Here is a 23,418-nt window from a genome sequence, read left to right as displayed (position 1 = left end):
ACTCAGATAATTGCTTGAGGCAACTATATATTTGCCTAAAGCAACCATGTCAACAGAAAGCTATTTGCATTTGGCCAAGACCACCTGACAGGTGTTCGGCGTGCCCCCGGAGCGCCCGGCATAACGGATGCAGTTGTTCATCGATTTCTGCCGGGCCATGTTCAAACTGGAACCCCACGCCAGACCGCCCTCGCCGACCGACGGCAAGGCTTTGGCGTAGCAGGCGTCCCCAACGCCGGAGGGCGGATAGTGTTTGCGGCTTGAGCAGCCTGCCGTCAGCGCCAGGCTGAGGGCGATCAAGGTGAGTAAAACCCCACGCGAGCATCGGTTCATCATCGCATTCCACCTGTCGCCAAAGGGGCCGTGACCTACAGAGTCTAGCCCCCTCACCTGCACAAATCTTCTAAACGTCGACGAGCATTGCGCGGTATTTTATGGGGCCGCACCTTTCAATGGCGAACTCTGGAGCCTTCGTGGATAAACGCAACTGGATCGAGCTGTCCCAGGATGTCGACACCGGGATTGAATCGATTCGCGCTCACTTTGAGGGCCATGCCTACGATCCGCACTGGCATGACAGCTTCCTCGTCGGCGTTACCGAGCAAGGTGTGCAGCAGTTCAATTGCCGCCGCGTGCGCCATCGCAGTACGCCGGGCAACGTGTTCCTGCTGGAGCCGGGGGAAATCCACGATGGGCAAGCGCCGACCGAGGAAGGTTTTACCTATTCGATGCTCTACCTCGATCCGCACTGGCTGGAGCGTGAACTGCATGCGCTGTTCGAAGACGCACCGTCCGACAGCCAGCCCGGTTTTGCCGACACGCTGAGCCAGGATCCGCGTCTGGCCACAGCGATCAGCCACGCTTTCCAGGCGTTGCATGACGGTGATCTGCGCATCGTCCGGCAGACCGCCGTCGATGGCTTGCTGAGCTCGCTCACGCGCCATCTCGACTGGCGCAAGCGCCAGGTTTTCGATCCGCGCCTGCCGTTGGTGGCGCAACTGGCGCGGGATTATCTGCACGCGCACACCTATGAAGATATCGGTCTCGATGATCTCGCGCGGGTCTGCGGGGTCGACCGTTTTCGTCTCAGCCGCGCCTTCAAGTCTGCTTTTGGCCTGGCCCCACACGCGTACCTGATCCAGCTGCGTCTGGCCAAGGCGCGGCAGTTGCTGGCCCGGGGTGAGACGCCGGCGCAGGTCGCCAGCGTGCTCGGTTTTGCCGACCAGAGTCATCTCGGCCGCTGGTTCCGCCGCGCCTACCAACTCACCCCTGCCGACTACCGCAAGCGCTGCTCAAACCTTCCAGACTGATGCGCACCGACTGGCGATCATGGATGCCTGTGTTCACTTTCAGGAAGTTCGGATCATGGCGTCACTACTGCCCTTTTTGCTGTTTGCTTTCGTCGCCTCGATCACACCGGGGCCGACCAATATTCTGGTGTTGAGCCACAGTTCGCGCCAAGGCTTGCTTGCCACGTTGCCGATCATTTTTGGCGCCTGCGCGGCGGCGGCGTTGATCGTGCTGGTGGTTGGCCTCGGTGCCGGCGAAACGTTGCTGCGCTATCCGCGTGTGCAGCAAGCCATGGCCTGGGGCGGTGTGCTCTGGTTGAGTTGGCTGGCGTGGCAGATCTTTCGCAGCCCGCCGCCATCGCTGAATTCGGACGATGCACAGGAGGAAGGTTTCAGCGTGCTGGGCGCGGCCATGTTGCAACTGGTCAACCCCAAGGTGTGGATGATGGCCGTGGCGGTGGTCAGCGTGTTTGTCGGCGGTGGTGACAAGACCCTGCGACTGCTGGTTTTGTCACTGGCGTTTTTGCTGGTGTCGTTGCCATGCATGACGTTGTGGGCGTTGCTGGGTGTGGGCAGTGCGCGATTGATGGGATCGCCAAAGGCGTTCAAGCGGATGAATGCGGCACTGGCGCTGTTGTTACTGCTCTCGGCATGGCTGACTGTCCTGAAATAACTCCACTGTAGGAGCTGCCGAAGGCTGCGATCTGTTGATCTTGATCTTAAAAGACAGAATCAAAAGATCGCAGCCTTCGGCAGCTCCTACAAAGCGCTTCAATACCATTTCATCAGGGTGAGGTGGCCTGCCGATACTCGCGCGGAGTAAACCCGGTCGAGGCCTTGAACTGCCGAGTGAAGGCGCTGTGATCGGTGTAGCCGCATTGCAGCGCCACATCGGTAATCGGCAGGTCGGTATGCAACAACCGGTGCGCGTGTTCAAGGCGTACTTTCTGGATCATCTGCCGTGGCGTCAGGTGGAACACGCGTTTGCAGTAACGCTCCAGCTGCGCAACTGAAATACCGGCGATGCGGGTCAGTTCACCGAGGGTGACGCGGCGATTGAAATTCGCGCGGATATGCTCATCGACTGCCGCCAGCCGTTCGAATGCCGGGTGCGTTTCACTGGCCGATTGCAGGTCAACCGAGATTCCCGCCAGACCAATAATGACCCCGTCACGGTTGTACAGCGGCTGCTTGTGCGTCAGGCACCAACCCGGTTCGCGACTGCCGTACAGGTGCAGCTCAAGTTGATCCTCCAGTACAAAGCCCTCCTCCAGCACCTTGCGGTCCTGCTCGGTGTAGCCCGGCCCGAATTGCGCCGGGAACACCTGCGCACTGGTTTTGCCGAGCAACGGGCGTAAATCCTTCAAGCCACAGCGCTGCACCAGCGTGCGATTCGCGAGCACGTAACGGGCCTGCACATCCTTGATGAAAATCGCCGCGTTGGGGATCACATCGAGCATCGGCAACAACAGCGCCGCGCCGGCCAAGAGTTCCTCCAGTGTCTGCGGACGATGCCCATCAATGCCTTGAGACAGGATCGAAAACGCCTGCTGCATCAAACAACCCCCTCCTAACGTGAATGGACGAAGCGCCCGCCATGCGGCCTTCGCGTGCAGATTGCAGCATCGCTCAAGACCTGTCGAGGGCCACGTTTCGCCAGTGCGATTGTGCTGATTTCGTCATCGAAGCCACCGCAAAACATCAATCGCCACACCATCGATGAGTTCAAAGTCTGGCCGTCCCAGTGACACAACTGCCTATCCAATAACTCACAAGAAGGCGATGCCATGTCAGGCCAAGGCAAGTTCAAAAAACAGCTTTCACTGATCGACCTCACATTTATCGGGCTCGGGGCGATCTTCGGTTCCGGCTGGTTGTTCGCGGCCAGTCATGTGTCCGCCATTGCCGGGCCGGCGGGGATTTTTTCCTGGCTGCTGGGCGGCTTCGCCGTGTTGTTGCTGGGCATCGTCTACTGTGAACTCGGCGCTGCACTGCCGCGTGCCGGTGGCGTGGTGCGTTACCCGGTGTACTCCCACGGGCCGTTGCTCGGCTACTTGATGGGTTTTATCACCCTGATTGCGTTTTCCAGTCTGGTGGCGATCGAAGTGGTTGCTTCGCGCCAATACGCGGCGGCATGGTTTCCCGAGCTGACCAAGGCTGGCAGCGGCGATCCGACGATCCTCGGGTGGATGGTGCAGTTTGGTCTGCTCTGCATTTTCTTCCTGCTCAACTACCGCAGCGTGAAGACCTTCGCCAAGGCCAATAATCTGGTCAGCGTATTCAAATTCATCGTGCCACTGCTGGTGATCGGCGTGCTGTTCACCTTCTTCGAACCGGCCAACTTCCAAGTACAAGGTTTCGCCCCGTTCGGCTTGTCCGGTATCGAAATGGCGGTATCGGCGGGCGGTGTGATTTTCGCTTATCTGGGGCTGACGCCGATCATCTCGGTGGCCAGTGAAGTGAAGAATCCACAGCGCACCATTCCCATCGCACTGATCCTCTCGGTGCTGCTGTCGACGCTGATTTATGTACTGCTGCAAATGGCCTTTCTCGGCAGCATCCCGACCGAAATGCTCGCCAATGGCTGGGCCGGTATCAGCAAGGAGTTTTCCCTGCCGTACCGCGACATCGCGCTGGCACTGGGTGTGGGTTGGCTGGCCTGGCTGGTGGTCGCCGATGCGGTGATCTCGCCAAGCGGTTGCGGCAACATCTACATGAATGCAACCCCGCGCGTGATCTACGGCTGGGCGCAGACCGGCACCTTCTTCAAGGTCTTCACCCATATCGATGAGAAGTCCGGCATCCCGCGCCCGGCGCTGTGGCTGACCTTCGCCCTGTCGGTGTTCTGGACCCTGCCGTTCCCGTCTTGGGAAGCGTTGATCAACGTGGTCTCCGCCGCGCTGGTATTGAGCTACGCCGTGGCGCCAGTGTCGGTGGCAGCTCTGCGCCGCAATGCGCCAGACATGCCGCGGCCGTTCCGGGTCAAGTGCATGGGGCTGCTCGGGCCGGTGTCGTTCATCATCGCCGCGCTGATCGTCTATTGGTCGGGCTGGAACACCGTGTCGTGGCTGCTCGGCCTGCAAATCCTGATGTTCGTCGTCTATCTGCTGTGCGGCCGTTTCGTGCCGACCGCTCACCTCAATCTGGCCAGCCAAGTGCGCTCCTCGGCGTGGTTGATCGCCTTCTACGCGGTAACCATCGTGCTGTCGAAGCTCGGCACCTTTGGCGGCCTGGGCATCCTCGCTCATCCATTCGACACGATTGTCGTCGCCGCATGCGCCACCGGCATTTATTACTGGGGCGCAGCGACCGGTGTGCCGGCGCATCTGCTGCGTCTGGAAGAGGACGATGAGGAAAGCGAAGTCAACGCCCCTGCCTCGACCGTTTCTGCACGCCCTGCCGGCGCCTACTGAAATCATCCAACGGGATCTATTCATGAAAGAACTACACGTCATTGATTCCCACACCGGCGGTGAACCCACGCGTCTGGTGATGAACGGCTTCCCCGATCTGCCCGGCAACAGCATGGTGGAAAAACGCGACGCGCTGCGCACTCAGCATGATCAATGGCGCCGCGCCTGCCTGCTGGAGCCACGCGGCAATGATGTATTGGTCGGCGCGTTGTATTGCGCGCCGGTCTCGCCGGACGCCACCTGCGGGGTGATTTTCTTCAATAACGCCGGTTATCTGGGCATGTGCGGCCACGGAACGATTGGCCTGATCAACTCGTTGCAGTACCTGGGAAAAATCGAACCGGGCATCCACAAGATCGACACCCCGGTCGGCCCGGTCAGCGCCACGTTGCATGAGGACGGAACCGTCACCCTGGGCAACGTCCCCGCTTATCGCCACGGCAAACAGGTACCGGTGGATGTGCCGGGTTACGGCCGCGTATTCGGCGATATCGCTTACGGCGGCAACTGGTTTTTCCTCGTCTCCGAACACGGCCAGACATTGACGATGGACAACGTCGAACACCTCACGGCGTACACCTGGGCGATGCTCAAGGCCCTCAAAGACCAAGGCATTTACGGCGACGACGGCGCGGTAATCGATCACATCGAACTGTTCGCCGATGACGATCAGGCCGACAGCCGCAACTTCGTCATGTGCCCTGGCAAAGCCTACGACCGCTCCCCGTGCGGCACCGGCACCAGCGCCAAACTCGCCTGTCTGGCCGCCGACGACAAGCTGCAACCCGGTGCAACCTGGGTGCAGGCGAGCATCACCGGCAGCCAGTTCGAAGGCCGCTTCGAATGGGACGGCGAACGAGTGCGCCCGTTCATCACTGGCCGCGCTTACATGACCGCCGACAGCACCTTGCTGATCGACGAAGCAGACCCGTTCGCCTGGGGCATTTGAGCCACCGCGCTGACTTTTCACCTCAATTTGAATGATGTGCCAAGGAGTTAAGAACAATGAGCGACAACATCTTCACCGGTTGCATGCCGGCCCTGATGACCCCGTGTACCGCCCAGCGCAAACCGGACTTCGACGCGTTGGTGGCCAAAGGACGCGAGCTGATCGATATCGGCATGAGCGCCGTGGTTTATTGCGGTTCGATGGGCGACTGGCCGTTGCTCACCGAGGCTGAACGGCAGGAAGGCGTGGCGCGTCTGGTCGCTGCCGGGATTCCAACCATCGTCGGCACCGGCGCAGTGAACTCACGAGAAGCGGTTTCCCATGCAGCGCACGCGGCGAAAGTCGGCGCGCAGGGTCTGATGGTGATACCGCGCGTACTGTCCCGAGGTGCTTCGGCGACTGCGCAAAAAGCCCACTTTGCAGCGATTCTGCAAGCCGCGCCGAACCTGCCGGCAGTGATCTACAACAGCCCTTATTACGGCTTCGCCACCCGCGCCGACCTGTTCTTCGAACTGCGTCGCGAGTACCCGAACCTGATCGGCTTCAAGGAATTCGGCGGTGGTGCTGACCTGCGTTACGCCGCCGAAAACATCACCTCCAAGGACGATGACGTGACCTTGATGGTCGGCGTCGACACGCAGGTGGTCCACGGTTTCGTCAACTGCAACGCCACCGGCGCGATCACCGGTATCGGCAACGCCCTGCCCCGCGAAGTGCTGCAATTGGTGGCGCTGAGCAAGAAGGCCGCACAAGGAGATGCCAAGGCCCGTCGTCAGGCGCGGGAGCTGGAATCGGCACTGTCGGTGTTGTCGTCGTTCGATGAAGGCTGCGATCTGGTGCTGTATTACAAACACCTGATGGTGCTCAACGGCGACAAGGAATACACCCTGCACTTCAACGAAACGGATGCGTTGAGCGATTCGCAGCGGCGTTATGCCGAGAAGCAGTACTCGCTGTTCCGTCACTGGTACGAGAACTGGTCGGCGGAACAGAGCTTCGCCTGACACCTCAGCCTCACCTGCCGCGATGCGTAGTGCTACGCGGCAGGCATTTCCCTTTTCATCAGGAAGACACCATGACTCTGACGGGCCACATGCTGATCGGGCAGCACACGGTTGCGGGAAATCGCGCCGCCATTCGCGGGATCAATCCGTCCACGAATGAAGCGCTGGAACCGGCGTATGCCGGAGGATCGACGGAGCATGTCGAACAGGCCTGCGCGCTGGCCTGGGCAGCGTTCGATGTTTATCGCGAGACAGCACTGAATCTCCGCGCCGATTTTCTGGAAAGCATTGCCGAGGAAATCGAAGCCCTCGGCGATGAACTGATTGACCGTGCCCATGCCGAAAGCGGCCTGCCGCGTGCACGGTTACTGGGCGAACGCGGGCGTACTTGCCAACAATTGAGAATGTTCGCCCGCACCGTCCGCGGCGGTGAATGGCTGGACGTGCGCGTCGATAGCGCGCTGCCGCAACGTCAACCGCTGCCGCGCGCGGATTTGCGTCAGCGTCAGATCGCGCTGGGGCCGGTCGCGGTGTTTGGTGCGAGCAATTTTCCGCTGGCATTTTCGGTGGCGGGCGGTGACACCGCGTCAGCATTGGCCGCCGGTTGCCCGGTGATCGTCAAGGCGCACAGTGCGCATCCCGGCACCAGCGAACTGGTCGGCCGCGCGGTCGCTCGGGCGGTAAAAACCTGTGGTTTGCCGGAAGGCGTGTTCTCGTTGCTGTACGGTTCCGGCCGCGAAGTGGGCATTGCACTGGTCACTGATCCACGGATCAAAGCGGTGGGTTTCACCGGTTCGCGCAGTGGTGGCCTGGCGCTGATGCAAGCGGCGCAAGCCAGGCCCGAGCCGATTCCGGTGTACGCGGAAATGAGTTCGATCAATCCGGTGCTGCTGTTTCCGGCGGCGCTGGACAATCGCACGCAGGCGTTGGCTGAAGGGTTTGTGGCGTCGCTGACGCTGGGCGCGGGCCAGTTCTGCACCAATCCGGGTTTGGTCATTGCCTTGAAAGGACCCGCGCTGGACCGGTTCATTAGCGCCACCAGCGAGATCATTCAACGCAGTCCGGCACAAACGATGCTGACGCCGGGCATCTTCAACGCTTATGAATCTGCCGTGAATGCGCTGACCGAAAATGCCAGTGCACACATCGCCGGTATTGGTCTGAGCGGCAACGGCCCGAACCAATGTCAGGCCCGTGTATTCGTGACAGAAGCCGCTGATTTTCTCGCCGATCACCGCCTGCAAGCTGAAGCCTTCGGTGCAGCGGCGCTGATCGTGCAATGCTGCAGTGAGGCTGAAATCCACCAGGTCACCGAACATCTGGAAGGCCAGTTGACTGCCACGTTGCATCTGGATGACCAAGACCTGGAACAGGCGCGTGCATTGCTGCCGACGCTCGAGCGCAAGGCCGGCCGCTTGCTGGTGAATGGCTGGCCCACCGGGGTCGAAGTGTGTGACGCAATGGTTCACGGCGGGCCATTCCCGGCCACCTCAGACGCGCGCACGACATCCGTCGGTACAGCGGCGATCCTGCGCTTCCTCCGCCCGGTCTGCTATCAGGACTTCCCGGACAGCTTGTTGCCGACCGCACTGAAACAGACCAATCCGCTGCAATTGCGACGTCTGCTCGATGGGCAAAGGGAAGCTCTGCACCATGGCCAATAACGTCTCCCACGACATCGCTGTGGTCGGCGCCGGCATCATCGGCGTCGCCTGCGCACTGCGTCTGGCGCGCCAAGGGTTGCGCGTGGTGGTCATTGATCAGCAGCCACCCGGCCACGGCGCCTCGTTCGGCAACGCCGGGCATCTGGCGACCGAGCAGGTGTTTCCGATTGCCGACGCGTCCATCCTCAAGCGCCTGCCGGCCATGCTAATGGATCCGATGGGACCATTGCGGCTGGACTGGCAATACCTGCCGCGCGCCTTGCCATGGTTCACCCGGTTGTTGCTGAATCTGCGCCCGGCGCCGTTTCAGAACACCGTGGCAGGCTTGCGCGCGCTCAATGAAAGCAGCCTTGAGACCTGGCAGCGCTTGCTCGCCGACATCCAGCGGCCAGACTTGCTCAAGGTCGATGGCTCGCTGTTGGTGTTCGAACGGCCCGAATCGCGTCAGGCAATCCAGGCATTCCAGGCTCGACTGCATCAGCAGCAGGTGCCGGTCGATTACTGGCAGGCCGCTGCCATACGCGACACCGCGCCGCAACTCAGCGAACAAATTCAGGGCGGCTTGTTCTTCCCGCGCACCGGGCACTTCATCGACCCGTATCGCGTGGTCTGGGAATTGGTCGAAGCGGCCAAGGCCAGCGGCGTGAGCTTCGTACAGCAGCAGGTTCAGGGTGGCTATGTGCAAGAGCACGGTGTTTCGCTGATCACTGGATCGGGTGGTTTGACTGCCAGCCGGGTGCTGATCGCCTGCGGTGCGCACTCAGCGAAACTCACCGCCGCCCTCACCGGCAAAAAAGTACCGCTGGACACCGAGCGCGGATACCACCTGATGCTGCCTCAGGAACACGACCGACTGCCCTTCCCCGTGACCTCGCTGGAGCGCAAATTCATCATGACGCCAATGTCCGAAGGGTTGCGCCTGGCCGGCACGGTTGAATTCGCCGGACTGGAAAAACCACCGAGCATGGAACGCGCGTGGCAGTTGCACCGCTTGAGTCAGGGCTTGTTCCGCAAGGATCTGAATGCTGAAGCGGCGACGCCGTGGATGGGTTTTCGACCGTCGTTGCCGGATTCGCTGCCGGTGATTGATCAGGTCTGTGAGGGCAAGGTGTTGCTTGCTTTTGGGCATCAGCATCTGGGGCTGACGCAGGCGGCGGTGACGGCGGAGATGGTGGTGCGGATGGCTCGGCCGGCAACGACGAATCAGGCGACTGATTTGACGGCAGATGAACTCTTCAGACTCGATCGTTTCTGAACGGCGGGTGCTGATGCGATTGAGCGTCTGCACTCAAGTGATCGGTTGCAATGCTTCTTTCAGCGCTCCTGACGACATTGCAACTATCCGCTCCGCCGGGGACATCAGCCCCCTTTTCATACAGCGCACATATCATCGACCGGAGATTGTTCCCACGGGGGGCAAGGCGACCACGCGTCTAAGAGCTTGTCGATGAACAGGCGGATCTTGGGAGAAAGGTGTCGTTTGCTGGGATAGATGATCCGGATGGGTTCTGCTGCCTCAGCGTATTCTTCGAGCAGTTGAACAAGCTTGCCACTGCGTAGTTGGTGGCTCACTACGTACGACGGCAGTGTCGCAATACCCAAGCCCGCCATCGCGCATTCATGCAGCGCTTCCGCGCTGTCCATCTGTAGCCGCCCACCTTGAGTGAAGGCAACCGCCTGGCCGTCTACTCGAAAATTCCATGGAAGTAATCGTCCCCCGCTGACGAAATGCAGACATTCGTGCGCGGACAACTCTTCGGGAGTTTTTGGCCGTGGATGCTCCGCCAGATAGCGGGGTGAAGCACAGGTGATCATCTGCTGGTACGCCACCGTGCGCGTCAGCAATCGAGAATCCTCTTTGGGCGGGCCAATACGCATTGCCAGGTCAAACCCCTCATCAATGAGGTCTACAAGTCGGTCGGAAAACGTTACGTCGACACTTAGCGAAGGCCATTCCTTCAGACAGCATTCGATGTGAGGGAGAACGTGAAGCCTACCCAGCGCGACCGGCAGACTCATACGCAATCGCCCACTGGGTGTCGAGCGACGAAACGCCAGTGCATCCTCGACATCGTCTAGATCTTGAAGGATGCCAACACAGCGCTCGTAGAGAACCTGACCGTCGTCCGTCAGGCTCAGACTGCGGGTTGTGCGGTTGAGTAACCGCACTTGCAATCGAGCTTCCAGCCTGACAATCGATTTACCCACTGCCGAACGAGTGAGACCTAATTGCTTGGCAGCTGCGGTAAAGCTTCCGGCATTTACAGAACTCACAAAAGCCGCGATGTCGTTCAGGTTATGAATTTCCATACTTCCTCACTCGCTCAACGTTCGGGCGCCACGGCACTCGCTATGGGGAACCCTATTCCCCAATCAAGAGAATAGCATCTCGATTAGCTAATCCAATACCCTCCTTCAATCGAGATCACTATGAATACGAAAGTAAAAGCAGCCGTTCAAACTTGGGCCAACAGCCTGAGCGATTTGGTACCTGTCCTCAAAGGCATTGATACCACCACAAAAATGAGCGATATCCGCGACTCCTACGCAGGAATGCTCGCGCAAAATCCAGCGCCCACCGGCGTCAGGTTCGAAGCAGTCGACATGGGCGGTGTTCCAGGGACCCTGGTGACACCCGATGAAGTCAGGACCGACGCAGTTGTGATGTACATCCATGGCGGGGCGTACATTGTCGGCCGTCCAGATGGCTACCACGGCATTGGTGGCAACTACGCAAAAATGCTGGGTGCTCGTGTATACATGCCTGACTACCGCCTGGCCCCGGAGCACAAATTCCCCGCATCCATCGACGACACATTGCGCGCCTACGAGTGGTTGCTCGAGCAGAAAATCCCGGCTGAAAAAATCGCGTTTTCCGGCGAGTCGGCTGGCGGCGCAATGGTTGTAAGCGTGATGGTGGCTGCCAAATCCAAAGGGCTCGCGTTACCTGCGGTGGGTTCTTCGATCTCGCCTTGGGCAAACCTCGAACACACCGGCGCCTCTATGAGCAACCGCGAGGGCCTGGATCCGCTGAATTCCAAGCCTGTTCTGGATATTCTTGCCAGAACATTCCTTGGCGAGACACTCGCCAACCATCCTCTGGCATCGCCAGTTTTCGCGGACGTCACTGGACTCCCACCCATTCTGGTACAGATTGGCGAGAACGAGCTGATGCTGAGTGACGCGATGCGGCTTGCCACCCATCTGGCGGACAACCGTGTCCGAGTCAATCTCGAGGTATGGCCTGCCATGTTCCACGCCTGGCACTTCTACTCTGCCATGCTGCCAGAAGGTCAGCAGGCAATGGAGAGCTCAGTACGTTTCATTGAGGCGGGTCTGGCCGAAGCCAATCGCTGAGTAGAAATTCAGACCGCGGGAGCTTTTCAGTTCCCGCAGATCTGCTTTCAACAGAGCACCGGCAAGGAAAAACAAGTAAAGAGCGATTGACCGGATATGTTGCCTACCGCACTAATCGTAAAACGCCTCAACCAACACCCGACTGCCGACAAAGAAACTGTCCGCCACCAAGCGCAACGGCTGCACATCCAGATCACTGGCCTTGTCGCCAATCAACTGCTGAAAATGCCGATACACCGCTGCGTACTCACCCTCCTCCGACACGGCCTGGCGCACACCGTCGATGCTTAACAGCGCACCGCCGTTATCCAGGCGCAACACGCCTTCAGCGCAACGCACCTCGATACTCCACAGCTCATCATGGCCATGATCAAAATCAAACTCGGCGCGCACATCGAGATGACGCGCGTCCGACATTTGGATCGACGCGGCAATCGGCGACTGGCAGTTGCTCGGCACGCGCAGTTCAGCCGATTCGACAAACAGCGGCGACTTGAGCAAATGAGTGACGATCGATAAGGCATTGATGCCCGGGTCGAATACGCCGAGGCCGCCGGGTTGCCAGATCCAGGTCTGACCGGGGTGCCATTTGCGCACGTCTTCTTTCCAGTCGATCTCCACGCTTTGCAGGGTGCGTGAGGCAAGCCAGTCGCGGGCGGCTTCGATGCCGGGCGCGTAGCGTGAATGCCAGGCAAACAAAGCACTGACGCCCTGCTCGGCAGCCTGATCGACCAAGGCCAGCGCTTCGCCCAATGTGGCGCAGGGTGGCTTCTCAACCAGCACGTGTTTGCCGGCGGCCAGCGCTTGCTGCACGAGGGCGAAACGTCCTTGCGGCGGCGTGCAGAAGGCAATTGCGTCCACCGCCGGGCCGTTTTCCAGCAATTCACTTAAGGATTGGAAGTTTTCCACGCCTGCGCAAGGCTTGCCCTGGGTAGCGACGGAGACCAAGTGGAAGGCGGGATTGGCGAGAATTGCCGGGACGTGTTGATCCTGGGCAATCTTGCCGTAGCCCACCAGACCGAGACGGATTGGTTGCATCAATGACTCCTGTTTTGATTTTGTTGTCGTCAGTGAACCGGGAGATTACCTGCAAACAGCGCAAGCGTCTGTCCGCGCAATGTCACAACGACGCACAGGATCAGGCAAGGATTGCACAGGAATGCACTAGTGCCCGCAGCGCTGGAACAGAAACAATGCCCTACGACAAACCGATCGAGGATGTTCCCATGCTTGTACAAGCCTACGGCGCCCACGCGGGCGACAACCCCCTTGAGCCGATGCAGATCAACCGCCGCGCGCCGGCCGCCCATGATGTGCAGATCGACATTGCGTTCTGTGGCATCTGCCATTCCGACCTGCACCAGGTGCGTGCGGAATGGGCCGGTACGCAATTCCCTTGCGTACCGGGGCATGAAATCGTCGGTCGCGTGTCGGCCGTTGGCGCCCATGTTTCGGACTACAAAATCGGTGATCTGGTCGGCGTCGGTTGCATCGTCGACAGCTGCAAACATTGCGATGACTGCGAAAGCGGGCTGGAAAACTACTGCGACGGCATGATCGGCACCTACAACTTCCCGACTCCGGATGCACCGGGCTGGACGCTGGGCGGCTATTCGCAAAACATCGTCGTGCATGAACGCTACGTGCTGCGCATCCGCCATCCCGAAGCGCAACTGGCCGCCGTCGCGCCGCTGCTGTGTGCTGGCATCACCACTTACTCGCCGCTGCGCCACTGGAACGCCGGCCCGGGCAAAAAAGTCGGCGTGGTCGGCATCGGCGGCCTTGGCCACATGGGTATCAAACTGGCTCACGCTCTGGGTGCGCACGTTGTTGCATTCACCACCTCTGAATCCAAACGCGAAGCAGCGAAAACGCTGGGCGCCGATGAAGTCGTGGTGTCGCGCAATGCCGAAGAAATGGCCGCGCACGCCAAGAGTTTCGACCTGATCCTCAACACCGTCGCGGCGCCGCACGATCTCGATGCATTCCTCGTGCTGCTCAAGCGAGATGGTGCGTTGACGCTGGTCGGTGCCCCGGCCACCTCGCACCCGTCGCCGAACGTGTTCAACCTGATCATGAAGCGTCGCACAATTGCCGGCTCGATGATCGGCGGCATCGCTGAGACTCAGGAAATGCTCGATTTCTGTGCCGAGCACGGCATCGTCTCCGACATCGAACTGATCCGCGCCGACCAGATCAACGACGCCTACGAGCGCATGCTCAAGGGTGACGTGAAGTATCGCTTCGTGATCGACAACGCAACGTTGGCCGTCTAAGCCTCAGCGCCCATTTCCGTTCAGCGCGGCCAATGGGCCATTGAATTCCGTCGCCGGGATTTGACAGGCCCGGCGTTGCTCGCCAGAGTCGCACCCCTTTGCCTGCCATCAAGGGGTTGCCGTTGAACGAACAGACATTGTCCATGCGCCTCGAGCGCGTGGCTGCCCACGTACCGGTCGGAGCACGACTGGCGGATATCGGCTCGGATCACGGCTATCTGCCGGTGGCCCTGATGCGCCGTGGCCTGATCAGCACGGCCGTGGCTGGCGAAGTCGCGTTGACGCCGTTCCACGCGGCTGAACGCACCGTGCGCGAGAATGATCTGCAGCAGTGCATCAGTGTGCGCCGGGCCGATGGTCTGGCGGCGATCAAACCTGACGACGGCATCACCGCCATCAGCATCTGCGGCATGGGCGGTGAAACCATCCGCGACATCCTCGACAACGGCAAGGCTCACCTCAGCGGCCAGGAACGTCTGATCCTGCAACCCAACGGCGGTGAACAACCCTTGCGCCAGTGGCTGATGGAAAACGGCTACCGCATCCTCAGCGAAGAGCTGCTGCGGGAAAACCGCTTCGACTACGAAATCATCGTGGCCGAACGCGCCGAACCGGTGACCTATACCGACCAGGAGCTGTATTTCGGCCCCTTGCAGATGCAGGCCCGCAGCCCCGAGTTTCTGACCAAGTGGCAACGCATACTGAACGAAAAGCAAAAGACCCTCGGTCAGTTCACCCGGGCGCAGCAGGCTTTGCCCGAGGCGAAGGTACGAGAGATCACGCGACAGGCTGAATGGATCGCGCAGTTGCTGGCTTGAGAAGCCGTGGCCGGCGAGGTGCGCATGCGCCAATTCCGCGGGCAGGCTCGCTTCCAGATTCTGGTATTGACCTTACGTCAACACTTCGCCCTTTCGTCCCTGGGCTTTGCTTTTGTCACCGTCATACTTGAACGGGAGTCCAAGTGTGACGGTGACGTGATGCTGCCTCCCTTGAATTACAGTTGAGGGATAACGTTGTAAATCTCTGGCGGAGACAGTTCTGAGTTCGCTTGAAAACCCTGACTTCATTTCCTTCCTCCGCAGCCGCTACCGCCCACTACATTCAAATTACATTTCTTCACTAAGGTCAAACGCCACGCCGCTGGCTCTCCGTCAGTGGCATTACAGCACTCAGCTGACGACCGCACCTTTCGGGCCACTGGCAATCAGCGCAGCGCCACAGGCGGTTTTCATGCCATCGAGCGCGATGGGCGTGCCATCGACGGTGTAGGTGCTGCTGCCCTCGGCAATCGGGAATATCCCTTTGCACAACGGGCAACTGACGTTGTGCCCGACCCCGGCAATGGGCTTGCCGTTGAGGTCAGTCTGGGAGAAGGCTTCGAGGACCTTGCCACCGTGAGTGGTGGAGTCGCCCAAGCGGATGGCGTCCTTCATTGTTGTCACTCCTTTGACAGACGAAATTGATCCACGCGATCAATCAAGCGTGAAACCGGTGACGATCCGGTTTCAATAATGCTTACTCAGCCATCCAGACATCTTCATAGCCGGCTGTATCGATGATGAATTTTGCGCCAGTGGGTAGACAAAGATAATTCACAACCTGAGGCAACATTTCACTCAGGTGGTGAACATGGACAGGCTTGTAAAAGTCATCCGCCGCCGAGTACTCACCGCAGTGAATGAACCAGCTGATATTACCGTCCTCGGGCAATTGCACTCTTGTGCCGTAGATCGGGGACTGGCCAAGCGAATCAATAGCAACCGCGACCATCTCTTCGGGCGGTTGCACAGGCATTCCATACTTGCTACAGATTTCTGTCTGCGCCTGGTCCGGATAAACAGCTTCAGCCTTTTGCATTAATCAGATCCCCAGCTTGGTTTTCATACATTTTGAATACGATGATGCATGCCCACCCTGTTTTTTTGAGCAGACGGGGCAGTGTGACTGCACAGCCAACAACGAGGACTGATGCGTCGCATCGTTAGTGCCCGTTCGATAATACTCCACCACCAAGGCATCTTTGTGATCAGCAACCATTTTAGGCGCCACGGTTCCACACACCACACAAGGTAGGCCCTGTACCGAGGCGGTTTGCGCCGTAGTAGGCCCACACGCCGAACTTCGAGCGTAAGGCTTTGTAATGCCAGGTTTTGGATCAAATTGACTCCTGTCGGGAATACCCAGATTGTTCATCGGAACGGTTTTCCCCGTACCGTCTGGGGTATTCGTCAAGCCTAGAGGGTCAATCCAGCCTGTGGGGTTAGGCGCGTAAGCGTAGGTGTTCAAACCACCTGCATAACCCACCGGGTCCTTGCTTATGAATCGACCGACACCAGGGTCATAGTAGCGATGCCGGTTGTAATGCAGACCGGTCTCGACATCGTGGTACTGCCCCTGGAAACGTATCGGGTTGGCCAACCCCAACTGCTGTGCTCGAGCGGAACGTTGCTCACGAACCTCTCCCCATGCCTTGTAGTGAGCACTCCAGGCAATCTCACCGTGCTCATCAGTGAGTTCCAATGGTGTCCCCAGACGATCGCACTGGTACCAGGCAATCGCATCGAAACTTTGTACAGTCGGTTGGTGATTCCACAAGGGATCGTCGTCGAGCGTGTAGTCGCCAACATAATCGGGCAGTCCTGACAGTTGTATCGAGCCGTTGGAAACAGCCTGGGCTACCGGAATGTAAGTGCCTGGCTCAAAAACGTAATGAACCGTTCTCCCCGTTCCGTCATCTGCTTGAGCAGGACTGCTTTCCCACGCCAGGTTATCTCCGTCCCAGCCAAATAACGTGAAACCGCAGCCTAACTCTCTTTGTTTACGAGCATGTTCGTTGTGATTCCACTGAGACCCTGCCTCTGGACGCTCCTTGTAGTGAGCATTGGAGTTTTTGTACAGGCGCCGGCCCAACGCGTCATAAGCGAAATCGACACTCAAACGTGCATCGTCGAAATTCACCATTCGATCAAACAGATCCCAGCGCATACGGCTGTAACTTCCGTTGTGCCATCGCTGGATAAGATTGCCACGCTCGTCGTACTCATAGTGAGTACCGGCGTATTCACGCAGGAGGTTATCGAGCAACTTGCTGCGCGGCGTGTCCTGATCAAGCGGTCGTCGAACCTGCGTAAGCGCGTCATCCAACAGATTACTGGCCGGATCGAATGCAAATGTTTCGGTGCCCAGTCGGCTGACGGCACTGATGAGACGGCCAACCGGGTCGTAACGGTACGCCAATGGGCCCCGCCGAGTGTCGTTAATCGCGGTCAACTGGCCCACTGCATCGTACTTATACTCGCGCTTGAGTAGAGTCGATTTGTCGTCAGAGTGCCCCAGCAGTTGCTCCTGAAGCCGCCCAGCCGGATCCCACTTCTGGGTTTGTAGTAGCCGATTACCTTGATGGCGTGCCACTTCACGGTGCAGATCGTCGCGCTCGTATGCAATCAGATCATGATCGTCCAGTCGTAACCCCAGAAGGTGGCCACTTCCGTAGGTCAACCAGCTCACCTTGTGCCCGTCTGGGCGAACCGTCGCTATGCGTAGATTGAGAACGTCATATTCATGTTTCCAGACAGCGACAAGAGGCTTGTCGAGATCCAGATAGTGCTGGTGTTCGCGAATAAGATTGCCGGCAGGATCATGAAACCAGTTCAGGCGACTGTTGCCGTTGCTGGCCATGACCAGACGACCATTTCCGTCATAGGCATACGCTTCACTTTGAGACTCACCGCCCAGATTTGCATGACGATCAGTCAGGCGCCCCATGGAGTCGAAATTGAACTTGATGACACGCTGGCCATTGAACTTGCTATCCAGACGCCCGGTTTCAGGATTGTATTGATAGCGAGTCGTGCGTCCGTCGAACCCCCTCTCCTCCAACAATCGGCCAAGCGGATCGTAGTGAAAGTGGGCGCGTTGTTCGTTCTCGTTCTCCAAGGCAACCAGACGGCCCAAACGGTCCCAGCTGTAACGCAAGGTCTGCTCGGCGGCATCTACACGCTCACTGACGAACCCGGCCGCGGTATAACTCCAAGTCGTGCATTGCCCCAATGCATCAACGTGCGCCAGCAGTCGCCCCTCTGCGTCCCGCTCAAAACGCTCTTCCGTTTTGTCAGGATGTTTGATCAGCACCAGCTGACCATTTCTGTATTCGTATTCAGTGCTTTGTCCGGCGGCGTCAGTGAAGCAGATCATCTGGCCACGCGCATCGTACGCCCATGCGCTGGCCTTGCCAGAACAGTCAACGTACTTGGTCAGTTGGCCGGCCTCGTTGTATTCGATCGCTTTTTCATTGCCGTTGGCATCTTTGATGGCAATTGGCAGTCCGGCCTTGTTATAGGCGTACTCCGTCTTGTTGCCTAAAGGATCTATCGCCTCAACAAGGTTGCCGCGGTCGTCATACCCTCTTTGCCACTGACCACCTTCTGCGTCACTGATTTTGATCAGTTGATCATGGTCGTCAAACGCGTAGTACTCGACGCTGTCATCCGGGCGGATGTGTTCAACCATGTTCCCGCGGGCGTCGTAGCTGAAGCGATCGGTACTTCCATCTGTATGAACATGACGAACCAGATTTTTGGCGTCGTCACGAAAGAACCATTCAGAGCGCTCATCCGGATGACGGATGCGATAGGTATAGCCAAGGATGTCGTAGTAATGCCAGGTCTCGTTGCCATACGCGTCCGTCACATAGGTCAAACGAATATTGTCATCCCACTCAAGACGCGTATCGAAGCTGCCATCGTCCGCCCATTCCCGGATAGCCTTTGCGTCGGCGCCACGCCCCTGCCATTCGATGTTCATGCCCCGGGCGGTTCGATCGGTATAGCGAGTGATCAAGTGATGCTCGTACTGATACGACCAGGCGGCTCCATTTTCATCCTGGGCCAGAATCAGATTGCCGAAGGTGTCGTATTGATAACTGCACAGTTGACGCTGAGGCACGCCATCCTTGATCTCCCACAAACCGGTGAGACGTCCGTGATCATCAATTAATGTGCCCAGATGCGAAAGCACTTGAGTGACTTCGTCCTGATAAGTCATCAAGTCCGACAGGATCGATTCGTCACCGTGACGATGCTCGTAATGAAGCATGATCCCGGCACCGTTACGAAGTACGACGCCAGCCAACAGATAGCGCCGACCATGACGTACGTAGGTTTCCTTGCGCTCAAAGCCGCGGCATAACAGCAACTGATCTTCTCTGCTGCGGATCAGCGTGACGTTCTCTATAGGGTCATAGTGAAACAGTCCGACCTTGGGGAGTGGGTAGTCGTGGCTTCTGCCATCGGAGCCAAAAAAGACCAGCCCCTCTTCTCGGCAATCGAAGCGTGTGCTCAGTTCGGTTACCCAGCGTGCACCCAATGAGCCTTGGTCATAGGCATCCAGTCGAGAGTTATAGGTTCTCGACCACTCGATTGGAAAGGCACCGGGCAGACTGAAGTCGATATGACGAAGTAGCTCTGAGCCCAGCGAAAAACTAATACTGTGGCAGGTCCCCGTACAAGCGACGTTCTTGTTTGGATTGGCTGCACCTTTGGCCGGTGCTTGATGACTGGAGGCCTCTAATCGACCTTCCCCGGCCTTGCGTTGTGCCTTGCTGGTCGCATTGGGTTTGACGCTCGCGCTCTGACCATGCCCACGGCGCTTGCGCCACGTCAAAACAGCACCGCTGAGCATTTGCAATAACCAGGCGATCGAATGACGTGTACCTGGATCCCCCAACTTGCTCAGTTGGGTTTTTATCTCAGGCCCCATGGCTCGCAAGGTTCCGGTATGCGTCAAAACCAGCTTCTTGGCTTGATCCGGAAGCAGATTCCTGGCTGCACTGTTGGCGACACCCTTACCTACTGCTTTGTAAGCACTGAAGGCGGCACCAAAAATGTTTCCGATGGCCGCTTTAGGATCACTGAGCAGTTGATTGCCCGCCGTGGTGATTTTCTGACTGGCCGCGCGTGCATCGCCTTTCGCATCAAGCTTGCCGTTGACGACGGCCTCAAGCCCTTTGGCAATTTCGCTGACCGCGCTTTCGCCCAGTTTTCCAGCGTCAGCGAGTATCCCGGAAAGCTTTCCTTGGGCTTGTTTGACGAAGTCATCAATCGTGCCGACGATGGTTGCATTCAAATGACCGACCAATACTTCAATCATTGAATCGCCCAACAGCATTTTGACGCTGTTGCGCAGTTCCTGACGAACAAGAAACAGGGTCGGACGCAAGCTCATGCGCGCTGCAGCCATCGTGGGAGGCGCGGGCAAGACACCAATCAGGTTGATGCCCAGGCTCACCCAATCGAGCAGTTCGCGCTGCTTGCTTTTGGTGAGGGTCACGATATCGCCAAGCGCATCAACCAGCGCCATGATGTTGCCAACAACAGGCAGGGCTCCAGCTACACCCTTGATACGATCCAGCGTAACCACATCGCCACTGATAGATCGCAGCCAGGCATCAAATCGAGCCGCACCGCGCCCGACATCCTGCACATCCAGAGTGTTCAACGGTACAACGGCGACCTGTGGTTCACGTTTTTGCGCACCGGCTGCTTCAGTCATGACAGTACTTCTCCAGTCATGAGGCTTGGAGTTTTAACAACAGATTTCGAAATCGTCGGCGCTGGCAGGCTTGGCAATTTGCCCGCCTTGCTTGCCGCCCCCAGAACCCCCGACGCACTCGGCAACGCCGCACTCGCCAGTTTCGGCAACCCGGCTACCCCGCCCTGCACCACACCTTTCACTTGCTGCGCCGTCTGCATCGCACTCATCCCTGTTTGTGCCATGTCCTTACCCTTCTCCAACATCTCCCAACTCTTGCTAGGCAAGACCTGTGCGACCATCGCCTGCACCTGGCTCGGCACGTCTTCAGCACCTGGCGGATTCAACGGCCACTCCGGCTTGCCGATGTAACTGCCATCGCTCCAGGTGTCCGCCGGATCCTTGCCGAACAACACACGCGCCGGCCCCGGCGCAGCGCCGGCGACGCTGGCAAAACCTTTGCCATCGAGCTTGCCCTTGATGCTTTTACCCAGGGCATCGATGACTTCGTAATCGCCTTCTTTGATGCCCTGACGCCCGGCGTACTGATTGAACAATTCCAGATTGCCCTTGCCCGGTTTTGGTGGTTCCGGGAATACCCCGGCCAAAGATTTCGCGCCGGTGTAGGCGAAGTTCGCCGCGTGCGCGGTGTACGGGCCGCTGGTGGCGTGGGTGATGCCGCCGGCGTTGTAGGTGGTGGCGCTGCCGCCGCCCTGGATCACCAGTTCGGTTTTTGCGGTGATGGTGATGCGGTCGGCGTTGGCGGTGATGTTGAGTTTGGCCAGCAGGTTGATGCTGTCCTTCAGTGCGCGCACGTCGATGTCGCCGGACGCCGCGACCAGCCGCCAGCCCATGCTCTGCACGAACAGGCGCATGCCGCGACTGGCGCTGGCGAGCAGGCGTTTGCCGATCGACAGGCTGGTGTGGCCGGTACTGCTCAGCGCCAGGTGTTCGCCGGTGGCAATGTGGCTGGAGCGTGGCGTGGTCAGGGCGATGCCGGCCGGGCTGGCGAGGACCAGATGCGGTTCGGTGAATTCCGGGAATTCGTTGGCGGTGAGGTTGGCGGGGCCGCTGCCGAGTACGCCTTGGTGCTGGGCGTGCAGCGCTTTGGCGACGTCGTCCTGATCGCCCGCCTCCTGAGCCTGAAGCTCTTTGGCTTGAACGGCGAATCCGTCCTGCTGATCGCTGGCGGTGGCGAGGCGTTCGGCGGTTTCCGGCAAGTCCTTATGGTGTTTGGATTCGTTCGGACGCGGCTCAGTGGTGATCAAAAGACCCGCCCCCGCACGCACTGCGCCGTGGCGGTCGGTGCGTAACTCGAACCCTTCACCGCGCGGCTGTCCACCGCTAGGACGCGGATGAGTCAGATAACCCAGGTTGATCGCACTCGCACCGTGGTCACTGCGCAGCGCGATGCTGATCTCGCTGGTGGTGTCGTCGATGCGTAATTCGTTGGCGCGGGTGCCCTTGTATTCCTTGCTCTTGACCGTCGCCAGCGTCTTGAAATCCGGCAGCTTGTACGGCGGCAGATTCGCGCCGTGGTACAGGCAACCGGTGATCAGCGGTTGATCGGGATCGCCCTCAAGGAAGGTGATCAACACCTCCATGCCGACCCGTGGAATATTGATCGAGCCAAAAGTCTCGGCTGCCCAGCTCGACGCGACGCGCATCCAGCAACTGGTCATGTCGTCGTGCTTGCCTTCGCGGTCCCAGAAGAACTGCACCTTCACCCGGCCGTATTGGTCGCAGTAAATCTCTTCGCCCTCGGGACCGCAAACCACGGCGCTTTGTGTACCGAGGACTTTCGGTTTCGGGTGATCGAGCGGCGGACGGTACGGCACGTCCCACGGAATCGCGCTGAAGCGGTTGCGGTAGCCCTGGTGGAAATCGTCCTTGTTGTCAGTGGTGTCGCTGGTCACCGATTCTTCGAGCACCTGCGGCTGCTTGCCTTCGTGGAAGATTTCGGTAAGCAGCCACAAGTCATTCCAGGTCGGGTTGGCGTGGTCGGTCAGGGCGAGGAAATGCCCGCTGACGAGGATCGGCTGATCGCTGTTGCCCTCGGCCAGACGATAGTCGCTGCGATGGCGTTCCAGCGCGCGATTGGCCAGGTGTTTACCGCGCTCGCGGTCAACGAAACGGCCCGGGTAATCGTAGTCTTCGAGGTCCGGTTGCGCGCTGCTTTTGGCGTCGCTTTCGAGCTCGATCTTCGGTTTGACGAAGTCGTAATCGCGGCGGGTGGTGCGGCTGGTGCGGGTGGCCAGACGCAGGCCGAAACGCTTGACCACCGGTTTGTCGGCAACCAGTCCGGAGTCCTGCTGATAGGCCACTGGCGCCAGTTTCGGGAACACCGTCTGGTCATCGCCGAAGGTCAGTTTGTGGCCGCTGGACGTGTGCTGGAAGTGGTAGTGAATGCCCTCTTCTTCACACAAGCGCTGGATGAAATCCAGGTCCGACTCGTCGTACTGCACGCAGTAAATGCGCTCGGGGTAAATCGCGCTGAGCTGGAAGTGGTAATCGCTGGCAAGGATGCCGTGTTCTTCCAGCACCTGGCTGATGATCTGCTGCACGGTCATCTGCTGGAAAATGCGCTGGTTGACCCGGTGCGCGAGGTACGCCAGTTGTGGGCGCAGGGAAATCTTGTAGCGGGTCAAGCGCTTGCCCGCCTCGCCCTGAGCGATGCTGTAGACCAGCCCGTGAATGCCGCTGCCGCTTGGCGACAGCTGGAGAAACGCCAGTTTGTGCAGCACGCTTTCGAGGTTGATCGAGGCCTTTTCACTGACCAGTTCCAGCTCGAATTCGAACGGCGTGTTAAGGGCCTCACGACCGGTGAACGACAGCACCTGGAAATCGCTGTCGATGCCATCGACGGTCAGATTGAAGTGAGGCTGGTTGGCCGGTGAGAACATTCCCTTGTCCCTCGCGCAGTGCTGCAATGCGCCTC

Annotated in this window: 18 protein-coding genes; 10 read left to right on the top strand and 8 right to left on the bottom strand. The window is 58.9% G+C overall.

From position 1 onward, the window contains the following. Nucleotides 1-60 precede the first annotated feature (60 nt). The gene (locus ACOYXJ_RS22115) at nucleotides 61-336 is read right to left on the bottom strand and encodes a hypothetical protein (protein WP_102899113.1); all 276 of its coding nucleotides are present in this window, start codon (nucleotides 334-336) and stop codon (nucleotides 61-63) included. A 137-nt stretch (nucleotides 337-473) separates the two neighbouring features. Here ACOYXJ_RS22115 and ACOYXJ_RS22110 point away from each other — a divergent pair, with 137 nt between their 5' ends. Beyond that, nucleotides 474-1,310, top strand: a complete 837-nt coding sequence (locus ACOYXJ_RS22110; protein WP_460371403.1) for an AraC family transcriptional regulator — start codon at nucleotides 474-476, stop codon at nucleotides 1,308-1,310. A gap of 55 nt (nucleotides 1,311-1,365) precedes the next feature. Continuing rightward, nucleotides 1,366-1,962: a LysE family translocator gene (locus ACOYXJ_RS22105; protein ID WP_460371401.1), complete on the top strand. Its 597-nt coding sequence runs from the start codon at nucleotides 1,366-1,368 to the stop codon at nucleotides 1,960-1,962. 112 nt (nucleotides 1,963-2,074) lie between these two features. Here the strand turns inward: ACOYXJ_RS22105 and ACOYXJ_RS22100 are convergent, their stop codons facing one another. After that, nucleotides 2,075-2,845: a PAS domain-containing protein gene (locus ACOYXJ_RS22100; protein WP_460371399.1), complete on the bottom strand. Its 771-nt coding sequence runs from the start codon at nucleotides 2,843-2,845 to the stop codon at nucleotides 2,075-2,077. Between the two features lie 231 nt (nucleotides 2,846-3,076). On the opposite strand from ACOYXJ_RS22100, the gene ACOYXJ_RS22095 reads away from it, so the two are divergent. From ACOYXJ_RS22095 to ACOYXJ_RS22075, 5 genes are all read left to right on the top strand, one after another. Next, nucleotides 3,077-4,702, top strand: coding sequence for an APC family permease (locus ACOYXJ_RS22095; protein ID WP_460371397.1), 1,626 nt, complete (start codon nucleotides 3,077-3,079; stop codon nucleotides 4,700-4,702). 22 nt (nucleotides 4,703-4,724) lie between these two features. Next, nucleotides 4,725-5,651, top strand: a complete 927-nt coding sequence (locus ACOYXJ_RS22090; RefSeq protein ID WP_460371396.1) for a 4-hydroxyproline epimerase — start codon at nucleotides 4,725-4,727, stop codon at nucleotides 5,649-5,651. Between the two features lie 56 nt (nucleotides 5,652-5,707). Next, on the top strand, nucleotides 5,708-6,655 hold the full coding sequence (locus tag ACOYXJ_RS22085; RefSeq protein ID WP_460371395.1) for a dihydrodipicolinate synthase family protein: 948 nt from the start codon (nucleotides 5,708-5,710) through the stop codon (nucleotides 6,653-6,655). Between the two features lie 71 nt (nucleotides 6,656-6,726). Further along, a complete protein-coding gene (locus tag ACOYXJ_RS22080) occupies nucleotides 6,727-8,319 on the top strand; it encodes an aldehyde dehydrogenase (NADP(+)) (RefSeq protein ID WP_460371394.1) in 1,593 nt (530 codons plus the stop codon). Continuing rightward, nucleotides 8,309-9,574, top strand: a complete 1,266-nt coding sequence (locus ACOYXJ_RS22075) for an NAD(P)/FAD-dependent oxidoreductase (RefSeq protein ID WP_460371393.1) — start codon at nucleotides 8,309-8,311, stop codon at nucleotides 9,572-9,574. Before ACOYXJ_RS22080 ends, ACOYXJ_RS22075 begins: the two co-directional genes overlap by 11 nt. A gap of 116 nt (nucleotides 9,575-9,690) precedes the next feature. On the opposite strand, the gene ACOYXJ_RS22070 is transcribed toward ACOYXJ_RS22075, so the two are convergent. After that, nucleotides 9,691-10,629 (bottom strand): LysR family transcriptional regulator, encoded by a 939-nt coding sequence (locus tag ACOYXJ_RS22070; RefSeq protein ID WP_150795408.1) that lies wholly within the window; start codon nucleotides 10,627-10,629, stop codon nucleotides 9,691-9,693. A gap of 120 nt (nucleotides 10,630-10,749) precedes the next feature. On the opposite strand from ACOYXJ_RS22070, the gene ACOYXJ_RS22065 reads away from it, so the two are divergent. Next, complete coding sequence (locus ACOYXJ_RS22065; RefSeq protein ID WP_191622703.1) at nucleotides 10,750-11,676, top strand: alpha/beta hydrolase; 927 nt, start codon at nucleotides 10,750-10,752, stop codon at nucleotides 11,674-11,676. A 111-nt stretch (nucleotides 11,677-11,787) separates the two neighbouring features. Here the strand turns inward: ACOYXJ_RS22065 and ACOYXJ_RS22060 are convergent, their stop codons facing one another. Then, entirely contained in the window at nucleotides 11,788-12,714 is a 927-nt protein-coding gene (locus tag ACOYXJ_RS22060; protein ID WP_460371392.1) for a Gfo/Idh/MocA family protein, read from the bottom strand. A 188-nt stretch (nucleotides 12,715-12,902) separates the two neighbouring features. On the opposite strand from ACOYXJ_RS22060, the gene ACOYXJ_RS22055 reads away from it, so the two are divergent. Further along, entirely contained in the window at nucleotides 12,903-13,952 is a 1,050-nt protein-coding gene (locus ACOYXJ_RS22055) for an NAD(P)-dependent alcohol dehydrogenase (protein ID WP_460371391.1), read from the top strand. A 122-nt stretch (nucleotides 13,953-14,074) separates the two neighbouring features. Next, a complete protein-coding gene (locus ACOYXJ_RS22050) occupies nucleotides 14,075-14,770 on the top strand; it encodes a tRNA (adenine(22)-N(1))-methyltransferase (RefSeq protein ID WP_460371390.1) in 696 nt (231 codons plus the stop codon). Nucleotides 14,771-15,121: 351 nt separating this feature from the next. On the opposite strand, the gene ACOYXJ_RS22045 is transcribed toward ACOYXJ_RS22050, so the two are convergent. From ACOYXJ_RS22045 to ACOYXJ_RS22030, 4 genes are all read right to left on the bottom strand, one after another. Then, nucleotides 15,122-15,385, bottom strand: a complete 264-nt coding sequence (locus ACOYXJ_RS22045; protein ID WP_123376776.1) for a PAAR domain-containing protein — start codon at nucleotides 15,383-15,385, stop codon at nucleotides 15,122-15,124. An 82-nt stretch (nucleotides 15,386-15,467) separates the two neighbouring features. Then, on the bottom strand, nucleotides 15,468-15,809 hold the full coding sequence (locus ACOYXJ_RS22040; RefSeq protein ID WP_134177840.1) for an immunity protein Imm33 domain-containing protein: 342 nt from the start codon (nucleotides 15,807-15,809) through the stop codon (nucleotides 15,468-15,470). 3 nt (nucleotides 15,810-15,812) lie between these two features. Beyond that, a complete protein-coding gene (locus ACOYXJ_RS22035; protein ID WP_460371389.1) occupies nucleotides 15,813-20,501 on the bottom strand; it encodes an RHS repeat-associated core domain-containing protein in 4,689 nt (1,562 codons plus the stop codon). Continuing rightward, complete coding sequence (locus ACOYXJ_RS22030) at nucleotides 20,498-23,383, bottom strand: type VI secretion system Vgr family protein (protein WP_460371388.1); 2,886 nt, start codon at nucleotides 23,381-23,383, stop codon at nucleotides 20,498-20,500. The genes ACOYXJ_RS22035 and ACOYXJ_RS22030 overlap by 4 nt, the downstream gene beginning before the upstream one ends. Nucleotides 23,384-23,418: the final 35 nt, after the last annotated feature.

The organism is Pseudomonas sp. Tul2A7, from assembly GCF_054790505.1.
This window is presented reverse-complemented; position numbering and strand designations above follow the sequence as displayed.

Excerpts from the sequence above, each read along its gene's own strand:
- ACOYXJ_RS22115 (WP_102899113.1), bottom strand. The coding sequence starts at position 336 with ATGATGAACCGATGCTCGCGTGGGGTTTTACTCACCTTGATCGCCCTC.
- ACOYXJ_RS22105 (WP_460371401.1), top strand. The coding sequence starts at position 1,366 with ATGGCGTCACTACTGCCCTTTTTGCTGTTTGCTTTCGTCGCCTCGATC.
- ACOYXJ_RS22100 (WP_460371399.1), bottom strand. The coding sequence starts at position 2,845 with ATGCAGCAGGCGTTTTCGATCCTGTCTCAAGGCATTGATGGGCATCGT.
- ACOYXJ_RS22095 (WP_460371397.1), top strand. The coding sequence starts at position 3,077 with ATGTCAGGCCAAGGCAAGTTCAAAAAACAGCTTTCACTGATCGACCTC.
- ACOYXJ_RS22090 (WP_460371396.1), top strand. The coding sequence starts at position 4,725 with ATGAAAGAACTACACGTCATTGATTCCCACACCGGCGGTGAACCCACG.
- ACOYXJ_RS22085 (WP_460371395.1), top strand. The coding sequence starts at position 5,708 with ATGAGCGACAACATCTTCACCGGTTGCATGCCGGCCCTGATGACCCCG.
- ACOYXJ_RS22080 (WP_460371394.1), top strand. The coding sequence starts at position 6,727 with ATGACTCTGACGGGCCACATGCTGATCGGGCAGCACACGGTTGCGGGA.
- ACOYXJ_RS22075 (WP_460371393.1), top strand. The coding sequence starts at position 8,309 with ATGGCCAATAACGTCTCCCACGACATCGCTGTGGTCGGCGCCGGCATC.
- ACOYXJ_RS22070 (WP_150795408.1), bottom strand. The coding sequence starts at position 10,629 with ATGGAAATTCATAACCTGAACGACATCGCGGCTTTTGTGAGTTCTGTA.
- ACOYXJ_RS22065 (WP_191622703.1), top strand. The coding sequence starts at position 10,750 with ATGAATACGAAAGTAAAAGCAGCCGTTCAAACTTGGGCCAACAGCCTG.
- ACOYXJ_RS22060 (WP_460371392.1), bottom strand. The coding sequence starts at position 12,714 with ATGCAACCAATCCGTCTCGGTCTGGTGGGCTACGGCAAGATTGCCCAG.
- ACOYXJ_RS22055 (WP_460371391.1), top strand. The coding sequence starts at position 12,903 with ATGCTTGTACAAGCCTACGGCGCCCACGCGGGCGACAACCCCCTTGAG.
- ACOYXJ_RS22045 (WP_123376776.1), bottom strand. The coding sequence starts at position 15,385 with ATGAAGGACGCCATCCGCTTGGGCGACTCCACCACTCACGGTGGCAAG.
- ACOYXJ_RS22040 (WP_134177840.1), bottom strand. The coding sequence starts at position 15,809 with ATGCAAAAGGCTGAAGCTGTTTATCCGGACCAGGCGCAGACAGAAATC.
- ACOYXJ_RS22035 (WP_460371389.1), bottom strand. The coding sequence starts at position 20,501 with ATGACTGAAGCAGCCGGTGCGCAAAAACGTGAACCACAGGTCGCCGTT.
- ACOYXJ_RS22030 (WP_460371388.1), bottom strand. The coding sequence starts at position 23,383 with ATGTTCTCACCGGCCAACCAGCCTCACTTCAATCTGACCGTCGATGGC.